This is a genomic window from Mesorhizobium sp. M2A.F.Ca.ET.067.02.1.1, assembly GCF_004023285.1.
Classification (GTDB): Bacteria; Pseudomonadota; Alphaproteobacteria; order Rhizobiales; family Rhizobiaceae; genus Mesorhizobium.
Genome location: NZ_RZSB01000075.1, coordinates 1 through 13,253, shown reverse-complemented (window position 1 = coordinate 13,253; position 13,253 = coordinate 1). Strand labels below are relative to the sequence as shown.

Here is a 13,253-nt window from a genome sequence, read left to right as displayed (position 1 = left end):
CGGCTCGGCGGTCTCCGGAATTGCGGGGACGGGCGCCCAGGCGGCGACTGGTTTGCTGAGCGGCGCGGCCGCCGGTGCGGCTTCGCAGGCTTCGTCGGCGCAAACTCCGTCCGCTAACGATCTCGCCGGCTATTTCGTGGACGCGCTCTTCCGGCCGGCCGGCAACGCGGCCGCGCCTACAGCGGCGGCAACGCCCCAAAACAACGCGGACGCCGCGGCACAGGCCGCGCGCATACTGACAATCAGCGCTGCGAACGGCGAAATGAGCGCGGATGACAAGGCCTATCTTGCCCAACTCGTGGCATCCCGCACGGGCCTTCCCCAGGCGGAGGCGCAGAAGCGGGTCGACGAGGTCCTGGCGCGTGCCGAGGACGCCAAGAACAAAGCCAAGGCAGCCGCCGACAAGGCCCGCAAGGCGAGCGCCGCCGCTGCACTGGTTGGCGCGCTGTCGCTGGTGATTGGCGCGTTCATTGCTGCGGTCGCGGCAGCGCTAGGCGGCAGGCAAAGAGACGAAGACGAGGCGGGCTATTTGCGCAGCGACTCCCGGACGGTTACGACCGCTGTCGGCTAAAGCATGTCTCCCGAAAGTGGGAACCGGTTTCGGGATAAAGACCTGCGTAAGTCAAAAACCTAAAGCGCATGGAGCGAATCTGAAAGATTGCGACGGCTTTAGAGTGGTTCGCCGCTTCACCGAAGCGGCGAACCACTCTATCTCTTTGTTTTCTCGCAATTTCCAGCGGAAGCCGCTCACACTTTTCCTGCAATTGCTCTAATGGCGCGAAGCGGGACGGCAGCCGTGAAATTGAGACTGCTCGGAGCGAACCGCAACTCCACCGTCGCTCCGAGCTCGTAAGGCAAGGTCCGCTCGAGCACCTCGAAACCGAACCCGCGCCGCTCGGTCTGCTCCAAATCGTCAACACCGCTTTCAGCCCAGACGAAGCGGAGCAGATCTTCCTCCAAACGCCATCCGATGTCGATGCGGCCAGCCCGGTTGGAGCTGGCAAGCGCCCCGTATTTCAACGCGTTCGTCGCCAGTTCGTGGATGGCCAAGCCCATCGTCTCGGCAGCCTTGGGGGCGAGCGTCAATGGCGGCCCCTCGATCGTCAGGTTATCGCCCTCCCGGCCCCCGGCGGCGCGCAATTCCTCGGCGACGATTAATGCCAGGTTGATCTCGATCGACGGACGGCGTGTGATCGCCGCCTGCACGCGGGCGAAAGCGTTGATGCGCCCTTCCAGGTGAGCCGCGGCTTCGTCCAGGGATTCGCTTTTCTCCATCGTACGCCGCACGATCGAGCGGATCACGGCCAGCGTGTTGCGCATATGATGCTGCAACTCGGCGAAGCGAGCCTGCTGCTGTTCCTCGGCTTGCTTCCGGCGCGTGATGTCCTGGCCGACGCCGCCGATATGGGCGACCTTTCCAGCCTCATCGCGCATCGGAAAGCCGGAATCGCGCAGCCAGCGTATCTCGCTGTCGGCCGGCCGGCAGATGCGGTATTCGAAGGTTGCGCGTTCGCCGTCGCGTATGCGCGCGATCTGGCCCAGCACATGCTCGCGATCCTCGGGCACGATAAGGTCGATCCAGGTGGCGAAATTGTCGCCGGCCAGGGCCTTTTGGCGGCTCATCCCGTAAATGGCGTCGAAGGCCGGCGTCAGGTATTCCCACTGCAGCGTGTCGGCATTGCGGGCCCAGAGCACATCAGAGGCGGCTTCGGCGAAATCCCGCAGGGTCTCGTCGCTCTCACGCAGCCGGGCTTCGGCGCGCCCATGCCCGCGCAAGGCCGTCTTGACATCTGCCAGACCGCGTTCAAGCGGCTTGTTGGGCGGGCCCTTGGACATCACTCCTCGTTGGCGTCGAGATGCCTGCCCTCGCGATCGAGATGCAGATAATTGGGATTGAACAGCGCGACATCCTGCAGTGCCTGGAGGTTGGGAATGGTCAGCGTCCTGTCTTTCAGCACGATGAGGTTCGAGGCGCGCAGCTCCTGCAGCGTGCGATTGACGTGAACCGTCGACATGCCCAGCGTCTCGCCCAGTTCCGTCTGCGTCAACGGGAATTCGCAACTGCTGTCGCTTGTGCAGCCGGCGGCCTCCAGCCGGATGAACAGCTCACACAACAGATGCGCCATCCGCTCGAGCGCATCGCGCTGGCCGAGGTTGACTGTCCACTCGCGCTGGATCGCCGCCGCGACCAGCGATTCCCACCACAGAGCCTGAGTGATGCGCGGATGTCCGATCATCATCTCGTCGAAGGCGGCGCGCGAAATCTCCGAGACCGCGACTGGCGTGATGGCGCCGATGGAGTGGTCCATTTCTTTCAGGATGAAGACGTTGAGGTCACAGAGATCGCCGGGGAGGAAGAAAGCAATGATTTGCCGCCGCCCGTCCTCGAGGGTCTTATAGCGGCAGGCCCAGCCCTCGTTGATCAGGTTGATGAACTCAGGTTTCTCGCCTTCGTGGATGATGTCTTCGCGCGCGGCGAAGCGTCGGACGCGTTGCGCCGCAATTCTGACCAGCATCTCCTTGTCGGCCTGCGAAAGCCGCGTGAATTTCTCAAGCTTGCGGATCAGAGGTCGCCTCATCCCAGTCCTCTTTCCCGTGATACACACAATGATGCGGTGGCGACCTTACCTATGTTAATGTCGGACCGCGTAAGACGGTCCAAATGACTCCCCTCGGGAGGCTTGCCATGAACGAGAAATTCGCCGGCGCTCGTGTTCTGGTCATGGAAGACGAGTATTTTCTGGCTGAGGATATCACAAAAGCCCTCTTGGGGCTCGGGCTGACGGTCATCGGTCCCTTCGCGACCCGTGACAAGGCCTTGAACTCCCTTGACCTGGATTGCGTCGACGCCGCCATACTTGATCTCGATCTGGCCGGTGGCATCGACTTTGCCGTGGCGGACGCGCTGCTGGAAAGACGGCTTCCGTTTGTGTTCGCCACCGGCTATGACGCTGCTGCCATCCCCCCACGCTTTGCTGAGATTCGCAGGTTCGAAAAACCTTGCGACGCAATGGAACTGGCGCGCCACATTGTGGACATGACGCGCGAGTCGCTGCCGCTCCCTTGCGATCGATAATGGGTTGGTGCCGGACTAAAGCATGTCTCCCGAAAGTGGGAACCGGTTTCAGGATAAAGACATGCGTAAAAATCGAAACCCAAAGCGCATGGAGCGATCTGAAAGGTCGCGACGCGCTTTAGATGGCCGTCAAATCGAAGCTCACGGCATGGCCATGCCTGACGGCCGATCGCGCGATCATGTTGCTCAATTGCGGCCTCTCGACCGAGCAATCCGGCATGACAGTCAAGATGGCCCTCGTGGCCGCGGCGACCGACACCGGCGAGCGCTGCGAGGAACGCGTTTCCATGTAGTGTTCGATGAGTTCGTTCAGCCGCACAGGATGATATTTGATCAAAGCCGCAACCTCCCTTAGCCGCGCTTTTGTTGTGTTGCATTTGATAATTGCGCCGGCCTCGGGCCGCGCATTAACCCATGCGAGGGAGGCGGAAATTCTTTGGAAACTTCAGCGCGGTCAGGACCCGATCGCAAAAGGGCCCGCCTCGCCTGGGGGTAGAGTTAGGCGGGCCCTCCGGCTCTCTTTGGTTGCCACCGTCTTGTAAGCCAGGGCCGAAATTTATCCGAGCCCGCAAAGAGTCGCTTTAACCTGCGTTATTGTCGGGGGCCTGAGCCGGGCGCAGATATCTTCAGCGTCACCCGGCGGACCCGGTTGAGTGGCGCCTGGGGTCGCCCGCGAGGCGCTCAGCCAAGCAACAAGAGAACAAAATGGTCTCCGCTGCCAATGGCTATGACTTTTCCGACATCAAGGCTGTTGCGCGCGAGCTCGTGCAGTCCGATCCGTCCGTGGCGATAGAGGACATAGTCCGCTCGCTTTACGAAGATCTCTACGAAGGCCAACCCTGCCCGCCGGCGTTGATTGAAGCCGTCAAGCAAGCGTTGCAGCACCCGGCCAGCGGGCAAACAGGCGCAGGTGGTACCTGATGTGCGCCGCTCTTGTCCGCCCTGAGCTGCATCGGCCGCTGAGAGTTATCATGGCAGCGCTGGAGCGGTTTGGCGGCTGAAGGGAACATGCGGCTTCCCCCGGTGTTCGGCATCATGGATGATCTGCGCTCGCCTCGCATCCAGCTCGACCTGGAACATCTTCTCCAAACCCGCCGACGCGCGGAGCGTCTGATCGGCGAAACCGGTTCCGCTATCGCCAGAAGTCGGATTTTGCTGCAGCAGTCCCGACAGTTGCTGGCCAAGATCGGGCGGGACAGAAGCCTTGATCCGCCTTGGCAAAATGCTCAAGGCGCCCGGCCAGATGCGCGCGGCCAGAAATAGCGTCAGGCTTGGTCGCCCAGGAAAATCCTGGCGTCCTTTGCGGCGTCTACGAAAGCTTGGCGCGCCACGCGTGGCGGCTTCTCGTCCCGCAACACCGCAAGGCACGCCCTGATGGCGTGATGCCGGGCGCGGGAGTTGGGCTTCGGCCAGGTATGCAGAAGGACGTCGGCCGCATCCAGCACAGTGACCACCACCCGATCACGATCGATCCGGCCGGGCTGCACGATAACCGGTTTGCGAAAACGTTTGATGCGTTTTGAGCGCATGATCGCTTTTGCCGCTGACCATTCGCCCAAAGAGAAGCGCTCAATCCCCGCCGCCATCAACAACCTATGTTAAGGCGGCGGCGCAATCATCGTGCAACATAGGTTGGCCTTTGTCCCTCACTTAGGCCAGGCCCGGCCTGCAATCCTGTGTCACGGACGAAAACGCAGGTCGGGCTTCATCCGTACGGGTCATGGTGAGCTGCCAGCGTGTTCAAGCCACCAACGACTGATGTGCGGTCTCCGTTCCGACAGCGGAACATTTGAACCTTTCACCGGTTAGCGCACCACCTGCGCCTCTGCTTGCGGGAGCACAGCCTTCAATCCGGGAAGGAAGATCAATGTCAGGCACCGACTTGTGGTTCATCGTCGTCGCGGGCGGTCCCCTCATTCTCATGCTCGTGATCGTCTACGTTCTCCTTACCCGCCGCCGCCGCGGACCGGCAGAGCGGCGCGAGAGCGACCGGGCAACCCAGCGTCTGTACCGGGACGAAGGCGACTAGCGCCTCTGTCCTGGCGAAGCTCGTCAAAGCGTGACGTCAAGCGCGGAACAACGCCGGTCTGCCGCTGTTTACCGAAACATGGGAATGAAGATCGAAAGCCGGAGCAACGGTTGATGGCCAATGACGAGTTGCCGGGAGTGCTGGCGACGCTGCCGGTTATCGATGCAAAGGCGGAGCCGACGCTGAAGAGCGCGGAGGCGGAAGCGTTCTACACGCATGCAATCCGCGAGCTCACCGCCACCGACATTCCTTTTCTGGTCGCCGGGACCTATGCCGTCAGCGCCTATACCGGTGTCGTGCGCCAGACCAAGGACCTCGACATCTTCTGCAAGCCCGGCGATTGCCCACGCATCCTCACCCATTTCAAGGATATCGGCTACGCCGTCGTGATCGAGGATGACCGCTGGCTGGGCAAGGTCTTCCAGGGCCCGCATTTCTTCGACGTGATCTTTGCGTCCGCCAACGGGACCATGCAGGTCAAGGACCAGTGGCTGGAGCATGCCCGCCAGGTCGAGCTGCTGGGCAGCCGGGTCAGGATCATCGGCCCGACCGAGCTTATCTGGTCGAAATGCTTCATCCAGGACAGGGGCCGGCATGACGGCGCCGACATCGCCCATACCATACTCAAGGCGCATGAGCAGATCGACTGGCAAAGATTGCTCTCCTATCTCGACACCCACTGGGAGGTGCTCTTGATGCAGTTGCTGAATTTCAGATGGATCTATCCCAGCGAACGCGACCACATTCCCGACTGGTTGCTCGACAATCTGCTCGACCGGCTCGCCACGCAGCGGCAACTGCCTTCGCCGCGGATGAAGATCTGTCGCGGCCGGCTTCTGTCGCAGGTCGACTACGAGATCGACGTCAAGGAATGGGGCTTCGCCGGCGTCGGCGGCGTTGGAGAATTCCGCGATGGCTGAACAAAGCAGGACGGGCCGCAAAGCGAGCGGCAACGGCAAGGTCAAGATTGCCGCCATGGGCGACCTGCATGTTCAGGAAGATGCGCAGACTTCCTACCGCGACCTGTTCGGCGAGGTTTCCCGAGAAGCAGACGTCCTGGTGCTCACCGGCGATCTCACCAATCTCGGCAAGCCGAAGGAGGCCGAGCTCCTCGCGGAGGATTTGCGCGCCTGCTCCATTCCCGTGGTCGCGGTGCTCGGCAACCACGATTACGAATCCGGCTGCGTCGACCAGATCGCGGCGACGCTCCGCCAGGCCGGTGTCTATCTCCTCGATGGGCAAGCGACGGAGCTGATGGAAGTCGGCTTTGTCGGCGTCAAGGGTTTTGTCGGCGGCTTCGGCTCGCGGATGCTTGGCTCTTTCGGCGAGCCGGCGATCAAGGCCATGGTGGCCGAGAGCGTCAACGAGGCGATGCGGCTCGAGAACGCCATGCGGCAGGTCCGCGCCAAGCGCACGCTGGTGGTGCTTCACTATGCGCCGATCGCGGAGACGGTCGCCGGCGAGCCGCCGGAAATCTTTCCGTTCCTCGGATCGTCGCGGCTTGCCGAAACGATCGACAGGTTCAAGGTGAGCGCGGTCGTGCACGGCCATGCCCATCGTGGCACCTTCGAAGGCCAGACCCCCGGTGGCGCCAAAGTCTATAACGTCGCCATGCACATCACGAAGCCGACGGGCCGTCCCTACGCGCTGCTCGAAATCTGAACGTTACACCTCGTCGAACCGGCTACCCTCCTTGGAAGGGTCCTTCGACAGGACACGCTCCTCTTCATCGTCGGGCAAGGCTTCGTCGCTGTCCTGGAAGGGGTTGTCGTCATCCTCTTCCGGAAGGTCCCCTTCGGCTTCGGCATCGTCCTGCGGATCACCGTTCACCGCGACGCTGTCAGGCAGGATCCTGCTGCCCTCCAGAGCGTCCCAGTCCTGCTGTTCGATGGTCGGCGCTTCGGTTTCGTCGGTCTTTGCAGGCCGCTGTTTGTCGCGCGGGTCCATGAGGTTCTCCATTTCTGAGCTTCAACTGAAGAACCTCTCGCCGAAACAGTTGTTCCGCTTCATATCCAATCACGGATGGTTGGCGCGGTTGCCCGGGAACAGCACGGCGCCTTGTGACTTATCGTGCGGAACCGGGAACTTTCATGCCTCGCCAGCTCGATCTCAGAAGCGGCAAACCTGTCTGGTCTGCCTATCGCTCGCCCGCGGTGCCGGCGGAACGCCTGACCCGAGATGCAAAGACCGATGTCCTGATCGTCGGCATGGGCATTAGCGGCGCGATGATGGCCGAAGCTTTGACCCGCGACGGCCACGCCGTCATTTGCATCGACAGGCGTGGGCCGTTGCAGGGCTCGACGGCTGCCACGACGGCGCTCGTCGCGTTCGAGATCGATCAACCGCTGACAAGGCTGTCCAGGATGATTGGAGGCGATGCCGCGCGGCAGGCCTGGATCCGCTCGCGGCTGTCGCTGCTCAACCTGCGCGGACGCATCGCGGAACTCGATATTCGCTGCCGGTCGGCCGAGACGCCGTCGCTCTATTTGGCCGGCAATCGGCTCGATGCACCGGAGCTGCACAGCGAGGCCGAAGCGCGTCGTGAGGCAGGCATTGGAGCGTCCTTCCTGCCACGCAAGAAGCTGAGAGAAGATTTCGGGATAGAGCGCGCCGCAGCGATTCTGAGCCATGGCAATCTGGCGCTCGATCCACGCAAATTGACGTCCGGACTGCTGATGAGGGCGCTGCTAGGCAAAGCGCGGTTCTATGCGCCGACGGAAGCGACGGCGATCGAAGATACCCGCCTCGGCGTGACGGTGGCGACGCGCCAGGGTCCGAGGATCCATGCTCGCCATCTTGTGCTCACGACCGGCTACGAGCTGCTCGATATCGTGCCGAAGATACGCCATCGCATCATCTCGACATGGGCGATTGCCACCCGGCCGCAGCCGGAGAAGATCTGGCCGCTCGCCGCCCTGATCTGGGAAGCTTCGGACCCTTATCTCTATCTCAGGGCGACAGCCGATGGTCGCGTGATCTGCGGCGGCGAAGACGAGGAGTTCACCGACGAGGAGAGGCGTGACGCCCTGATCGCGGAAAAGAGGGACCGACTTGAGGAGAAACTCGGCAAAATCTTCCCGCGACTCGACACCGCGGCGGAATTCGCCTGGACCGGCTCGTTCGGAGCCACCGACACCGGACTTCCGACTATCGGCAGTGTGTCCGGCCACGCGCGCGTTCATGCGGTGATGGGCTACGGCGGAAACGGAATCACGTTTTCACAGATCGCGTCCGAGATCGTCTCGGCTTCCATCGCCGGCAAGGAGGATGCGGATGCGAGCCTCTTCGAGTTCAAGGGATGATCCTCCAGGCTGTCTCCGACAGATTAATGCATGTCGCCCAAAAGTGATCTCGGTTTTGGGAAGACGACATGCATGAAACAAAAACCTAAAGCGCGTCGCATGAATCCGGTTTAACGCGACGCGCTTTAGAGGCTACGCGATCTGTTCGAACGTGCACTGCCGCGGCGCCTTGTCCGGTCGCCAGCGCAGCAACCTCGTGCCATGCCGGAAGCGCTCACCGGTGACATGGTCGAAACGAACCTCGACGACCAGGTCCGGCTTCACCGGCTCCCATTCACCGCTGCGCTCGGTGCTCCAGCGGCTCGGACCGCCCGGCGCCTTGCCGGTGAAGCCCGGCCCTCCGCGCAACGCCTCGAGCTTCGCCGTGAGCGCCGCGCGGTCTTCATTGGCGATGGTCGATGTGAAGCCGACATGATCGAGCTGCCCATTGTCGTTGTAGAGGCCGAGCAGAAGCGATCCGACCTGTCGTTTGCCGTTCAGATAGCGGAAACCGCCGACCACGCAGTCGGCGGTGCGCAGCCGCTTGACCTTGACCATCGCGCGCTCGCCTGGCCGATATGGCTCGTCGAGCATCTTGGCGACGACACCATCGGTCGGGCCGTGGCCGGCGCCTTGCAGCCATTGCCTGGCGGTGGCGACATTGGTGGTCGATGGCGACAGCTGGAGGCCGGGATTGGTCGCCTTGGACAGAAAGGCCTCCAAAGCCTCGCGCCGGGCCCGCAAGGGTCGTTCGAGCATGATCTTGCCTCCCGGGGAGACCAGCATGTCGAACAGGATCAGCCGCGCCGGCGTCTCGATGCTGAGCTTGCGGATACGGCTCTCCGCGGGGTGCAGCCGCATCTGCAGCGCATCGAAGGAAGCGCGACCGTCGATCTCGATGACGATCTCGCCGTCGACGATGAAATCCTCCGCATCGAGGCTCTGCATCGTCGCCACCAATTCGGGAAAGTAACGGCCAAGCGGCTTTCCGGATTTCGCCCTGAGATCGACGGCCTTGCCGTCCTTGAAGGCAAGGCAGCGGAAGCCATCCCATTTCGGCTCGTATTGCCAGGAACCATTTCCCTCGGGCAAGGCTTCCGCCGTTCGCGCTTCCATCGGCGGCGTTTCCGATGGCAACGGCAAGTCGCTCCGGCGCGCCGCTACCATCGTTCTTCCGTGTCATGGTGCGGCAGGTCGATGCCGCAGCAGACCCAGCCGAGCCGTTGCGAGGAACCGTAATTGTGACGCGGCTCAAGCCCGGACGGATCGTCAAAGGTCCCGATATGCATCGCGACCTCGTACGGGTTCGCGTCATAGGCAAGGGTAAGAGGCGTACCGCAGGACTGGCAGAAGCTTCTGCGGGCAATCGGCGAGGAGCGGCGGTAGGTTGGTTCCGTGGTCAGCCACGAGAGGCCGGCGACAGGCGTCCAGCCAAGCACGGCGAAGGCGCTCCCGGTCGTGCGCCGGCACATATCGCAATGGCAGTAATGCACGCGCGGCTCCCCCGTCAGGCGGTAGCGGATGTTGCCGCACAGGCATCCGCCGTATCGCTCGAGGGCTGCGTTTCGCGTAAAGACGTCCGCATGTTCCATCAAGCTTGAACGCTCGATCGAAGATGCGGTTTCGATAGCGCGAGATTTTACGCGTCGAGATCGATCAGGGCGATGCCGAGGCCCGGTCGTTTCGTACGCCGCAGATGGACGGATTCCGTCACCGTGACTTCGAGGGTCGGCTTCACCACGCCTTCCAGCAGGTGCCCACCGCGGGTGGATCCGTCGCTCAGGCCCAGCACCGCATGCAGATGCAGGCTTGGCTTGCCGCTGTCGTCGACGGCGATGTCGCCGATGGCGCTCAGCACCTCACACTGCTCGTCGACCGGTAGCTTGCGGTAGGATTTCGAGCCGAAATCGAACCAGCCGACCGTTGCTCTTTCGAAAGCGCCGATTGCCGTCAGCGAGGCGCCGGTAATTCCCTTCTGCCCCGCGAAAGCCGTGAGGGAGGCGAAGGCTTCCTCGCCCGGATCGAGCACGACCACAAATATTCGTTGTCCAGAGGTTTCAGTGACCAGCTTCGATTTCATGATGCCCTACTGACGGAGAGATGGACTGGCACAGAACGCCTCGCCACGCTGCATGTTCCCGGCGAAGCCTCGCGGCACTCCGGTTGAGCAGGAGCCTCACAGTTTGGTGAAGTGTCGCGGTTCTGCGTTCAGCGCCGGAACAATGGAACCATCGAAAGGTTAGCGCACAAGACCAGCCAGCCAGGAGCGAGCCATGTCCCAGCCTTCCACATCAAACAACGGGTTCAGTCGAAGAAGGTTCATGGCAGGTACTGTTTCGGCGGCGGCAGCACCGTTGCTAGCATCGACCGCGCGGGCTGAGGCGCCAGTCATCCCCCAAACAAAATTGAGGCAGCCGGTCGTAACGTCGCTCAGGATCAACGAGCAGCCCTATGAACTTTCGCTCGACACCCGAACCAGCCTGCTCGACGCCCTCCGCGATCATGCCGGCCTTACCGGCACCAAAAAGGGCTGCGACCACGGCCAGTGCGGCGCCTGCACGGTGCTGGTCGACGGCAAGCGGGTGCTGTCTTGCCTGAGCTTCGCCGTGATGAACGAAGGCAAGGACATCACGACGGTCGAAGGGCTCGCCTCCAGCGACGGCAAGCTGCATCCGATGCAGCAGGCCTTCATCGACCACGATGCCTTCCAGTGCGGCTATTGCACGCCGGGCCAGATCCTGTCGGCGATCGGTTGCGTCAATGAAGGTCACACCGAATCCGAGAATGACATCCGCGAATATATGAGCGGCAATATCTGCCGCTGCGCCGCCTATCCCAACATCGTCGCCGCCATCCTGCAGGCGCGCGACGAGACGAAGGGAGCCTGACATGCGTCCGTTCGTCTATGAACAGCCTGCCGACGTCTCCGCGGCGGTCGCGATCGCGTCCCGGTTCACGACCAACGACGATCAACCCACGCGAGCAAATGCGCAGTTCATCGCGGGGGGTACCAACCTTGCCGACTACATGAAACTCGGCGTGGCGGAACCCAACCGCCTGCTTGATCTCAACCGGCTCAAGGAGTCTGAACTGAGGCAAATCCGGGTAACCGATGACGGCATCCGCTTCGGCGCCCTGGTGCGTATGGGCGAGGCTGCGGATCACCGAGAGGTCAAGGAGCGCTATCCCGTCATTGCCGACAGTTTGCGTTTGGCGGCAAGCGGCCAGATCCGCAACATGGCAAGCCTGGCCGGAAACATCCTGCAACGCACGCGCTGCGAATATTTTCGCGAGACGTCTTGGCAATGCAACAAGCGTGTGCCTGGCTCCGGCTGCGCGGCGATGGAAGGCTTCAACCGGCAGCATGCGGTTCTGGGGGACAGCGATGCATGCATCGCCACTTACCATGGCGATTTCGCCCAGGCGTTGATCGTGCTCGATGCTGTCGTCCATGCCGAAGGCTCGCGCGGCGCACGAAAGATCCCGTTCGCCAAGCTGCATCGGCAGCCCGGCGACACCCCGCATATCGAGACCGATCTCGCCGCCGAGGAGATCATCACCGCCATCGAAGTGCCGGCTCTGCCGTGGGCACGGCGCTCGCTTTACCTGAAAATCCGCGACCGCGAATCCTATGCCTTTGCGCTGGCTTCGGCGGCCGTCGCGCTCGACCTGGACGGCGAGACCGTGCGCGAGGCACGCATTGCGCTCGGCGGTGTGGCGACCGTGCCCTGGCGTGCCGGCGCGGCCGAACAAAGCCTGCAAGGAAAGAAACTCGACGAGACATCGGCAGAAGCGGCGGCCGACGCCGCCTTCGCCCAAGCCCAACCGCGCCAGCACAACGCATTCAAGATCGAGCTTGGAAAACGAACGCTGGTGCGGGCGCTGCTTGAAACCCGAGACATGAAGGTGTGACCATGGACGCTGCCGCTCCCAGACCCAAGGAGAACATGGGCGAACCGCTGCCGCGCGTCGATGCACGGTTGAAAGTCACCGGACAAGCCCACTACCCCGCCGATCTGCCCACCGCCAACATTGCTTATGGCGCGCTGGCCACCAGCAGCATTGCCAAGGGCAAAGTGACGAAGCTTCGTCTCGACGACGCCCGCGCGGTGCCCGGCCTGCTCGACATCGTCACCTATGGCGACATGGACAAGGTCGACAAACCGAAATTCGGCAATTCCGGCGCGACTTCTATCGGACCGCTGCACGATCGGACGATCTTCCATGACGGTCAGATCGTCGCGCTCGCGGTTGCTGAGACATTCGAGGCGGCCGAAGAAGCGGCGCGGCTGATCCGCGCCGAATACGAGGAAGAGAAGCCGACTGCGACTTTCGACAGCCCGGGGACGGCGACCATCCCTGCCGCCGGAAAGAGCCCTCTGTTCAAGGAAGATGTTAAGGCGGGCGACTTCGATGCGGCCTATGCCGATGCCGCGGTCAAGATCGACCAGCGCTATTCGACACCCACGCAGCATCACAACCCGATCGAGCTGTTTTCAACGACGGCCTTCTGGGAAGGCGACCAACTGACCGTTCACGAGCCGTCGCAGAATGTGACCGGCTGGAAGGTCGAGCTGGCAAGGCAGTTGAAGATTGATCCTGCGAAGGTACGCATCGTCAGCCCCTTCATCGGCGGGGCCTTTGGCTCGAAGGGGCCGATGACTCCGCGCACGGCAATCGTGGCGGTGGCCGCCAAGCGCCTCGGACGTCCGGTGCGCTGCGTGACCAGCCGCATGCAGGCATTCGGCACGCAGACCTACCGGGCCGAAACCCGGCACCGCATCCGCATCGGCGCCGGCAAGGACGGCCGCATCACCGCCTTCGCGCATGAAGGCTGGGAGGTGACGTCGCGCCCGGACGCCTATGT

18 protein-coding genes and 1 pseudogene are annotated in these 13,253 nt (G+C 62.6%); 12 read left to right on the top strand and 7 right to left on the bottom strand.

Going from position 1 to position 13,253, the window contains the following annotated elements:
• Nucleotides 1-571: pseudogene (locus EOA28_RS08980) on the top strand (hypothetical protein); the annotation flags it as partial.
• Nucleotides 572-747: 176 nt separating this feature from the next.
• On the opposite strand, the gene EOA28_RS08975 reads toward EOA28_RS08980, so the two are convergent.
• Both EOA28_RS08975 and EOA28_RS08970 read right to left on the bottom strand, forming a co-directional pair.
• Entirely contained in the window at nt 748-1,836 is a 1,089-nt protein-coding gene (locus EOA28_RS08975) for an HWE histidine kinase domain-containing protein (protein WP_127250833.1), read from the bottom strand.
• Nucleotides 1,836-2,579, bottom strand: a complete 744-nt coding sequence (locus EOA28_RS08970; protein ID WP_126079162.1) for a Crp/Fnr family transcriptional regulator — start codon at nt 2,577-2,579, stop codon at nt 1,836-1,838. Before EOA28_RS08970 ends, EOA28_RS08975 begins: the two co-directional genes overlap by 1 nt.
• Before the next feature lie 107 nt (nt 2,580-2,686).
• Between EOA28_RS08970 and EOA28_RS08965 the strand changes: the two genes are divergently transcribed.
• From EOA28_RS08965 to EOA28_RS08955, 4 genes are all read left to right on the top strand, one after another.
• Complete coding sequence (locus EOA28_RS08965; protein WP_127250834.1) at nt 2,687-3,076, top strand: response regulator; 390 nt, start codon at nt 2,687-2,689, stop codon at nt 3,074-3,076.
• 122 nt (nt 3,077-3,198) lie between these two features.
• Nucleotides 3,199-3,369: a hypothetical protein gene (locus tag EOA28_RS38730; protein WP_189341984.1), complete on the top strand. Its 171-nt coding sequence runs from the start codon at nt 3,199-3,201 to the stop codon at nt 3,367-3,369.
• A 412-nt stretch (nt 3,370-3,781) separates the two neighbouring features.
• Nucleotides 3,782-3,997, top strand: coding sequence for a hypothetical protein (locus EOA28_RS08960; protein WP_127250835.1), 216 nt, complete (start codon nt 3,782-3,784; stop codon nt 3,995-3,997).
• 87 nt (nt 3,998-4,084) lie between these two features.
• A complete protein-coding gene (locus tag EOA28_RS08955; protein ID WP_127250836.1) occupies nt 4,085-4,339 on the top strand; it encodes a hypothetical protein in 255 nt (84 codons plus the stop codon).
• A gap of 2 nt (nt 4,340-4,341) precedes the next feature.
• Here the strand turns inward: EOA28_RS08955 and EOA28_RS08950 are convergent, their stop codons facing one another.
• A complete protein-coding gene (locus EOA28_RS08950; protein WP_245483978.1) occupies nt 4,342-4,662 on the bottom strand; it encodes a DUF982 domain-containing protein in 321 nt (106 codons plus the stop codon).
• Nucleotides 4,663-4,943: 281 nt separating this feature from the next.
• On the opposite strand from EOA28_RS08950, the gene EOA28_RS38725 reads away from it, so the two are divergent.
• From EOA28_RS38725 to EOA28_RS08940, 3 genes are all read left to right on the top strand, one after another.
• Nucleotides 4,944-5,105 (top strand): hypothetical protein, encoded by a 162-nt coding sequence (locus tag EOA28_RS38725; RefSeq protein ID WP_189341621.1) that lies wholly within the window; start codon nt 4,944-4,946, stop codon nt 5,103-5,105.
• A 113-nt stretch (nt 5,106-5,218) separates the two neighbouring features.
• Nucleotides 5,219-6,025 (top strand): hypothetical protein, encoded by an 807-nt coding sequence (locus EOA28_RS08945; protein ID WP_127250837.1) that lies wholly within the window; start codon nt 5,219-5,221, stop codon nt 6,023-6,025.
• Entirely contained in the window at nt 6,018-6,767 is a 750-nt protein-coding gene (locus tag EOA28_RS08940) for a metallophosphoesterase (RefSeq protein WP_127250838.1), read from the top strand. The genes EOA28_RS08945 and EOA28_RS08940 overlap by 8 nt, the downstream gene beginning before the upstream one ends.
• 3 nt (nt 6,768-6,770) lie before the next feature.
• Here EOA28_RS08940 and EOA28_RS08935 read toward each other — a convergent pair whose 3' ends face one another.
• A complete protein-coding gene (locus EOA28_RS08935) occupies nt 6,771-7,052 on the bottom strand; it encodes a hypothetical protein (RefSeq protein ID WP_127250839.1) in 282 nt (93 codons plus the stop codon).
• A gap of 143 nt (nt 7,053-7,195) precedes the next feature.
• On the opposite strand from EOA28_RS08935, the gene EOA28_RS08930 reads away from it, so the two are divergent.
• Nucleotides 7,196-8,407 carry an FAD-binding oxidoreductase gene (locus EOA28_RS08930; protein WP_127250840.1) on the top strand — a complete coding sequence of 404 codons (1,212 nt, stop codon included), beginning with the start codon at nt 7,196-7,198 and terminating at the stop codon, nt 8,405-8,407.
• Nucleotides 8,408-8,539: 132 nt separating this feature from the next.
• Here EOA28_RS08930 and EOA28_RS08925 read toward each other — a convergent pair whose 3' ends face one another.
• From EOA28_RS08925 to EOA28_RS08915, 3 genes are read right to left on the bottom strand one after another with little or no spacing between them, the layout of a single operon-like run.
• Nucleotides 8,540-9,553, bottom strand: a complete 1,014-nt coding sequence (locus EOA28_RS08925; protein WP_127250841.1) for an ATP-dependent DNA ligase — start codon at nt 9,551-9,553, stop codon at nt 8,540-8,542.
• Nucleotides 9,547-9,978: a GFA family protein gene (locus tag EOA28_RS08920; RefSeq protein ID WP_127250842.1), complete on the bottom strand. Its 432-nt coding sequence runs from the start codon at nt 9,976-9,978 to the stop codon at nt 9,547-9,549. Before EOA28_RS08920 ends, EOA28_RS08925 begins: the two co-directional genes overlap by 7 nt.
• Before the next feature lie 47 nt (nt 9,979-10,025).
• Complete coding sequence (locus tag EOA28_RS08915; RefSeq protein WP_127250843.1) at nt 10,026-10,466, bottom strand: PPC domain-containing DNA-binding protein; 441 nt, start codon at nt 10,464-10,466, stop codon at nt 10,026-10,028.
• 193 nt (nt 10,467-10,659) lie between these two features.
• On the opposite strand from EOA28_RS08915, the gene EOA28_RS08910 reads away from it, so the two are divergent.
• From EOA28_RS08910 to EOA28_RS08900, 3 genes are all read left to right on the top strand, one after another.
• Entirely contained in the window at nt 10,660-11,274 is a 615-nt protein-coding gene (locus EOA28_RS08910; protein ID WP_127250844.1) for a (2Fe-2S)-binding protein, read from the top strand.
• A gap of 1 nt (nt 11,275) precedes the next feature.
• Nucleotides 11,276-12,298 carry a xanthine dehydrogenase family protein subunit M gene (locus EOA28_RS08905; RefSeq protein WP_127250845.1) on the top strand — a complete coding sequence of 341 codons (1,023 nt, stop codon included), beginning with the start codon at nt 11,276-11,278 and terminating at the stop codon, nt 12,296-12,298.
• Nucleotides 12,299-12,333: 35 nt separating this feature from the next.
• The coding region (locus EOA28_RS08900) for a molybdopterin cofactor-binding domain-containing protein (protein WP_245501499.1) at nt 12,334-13,253 on the top strand (920 nt) is incomplete at its 3' end.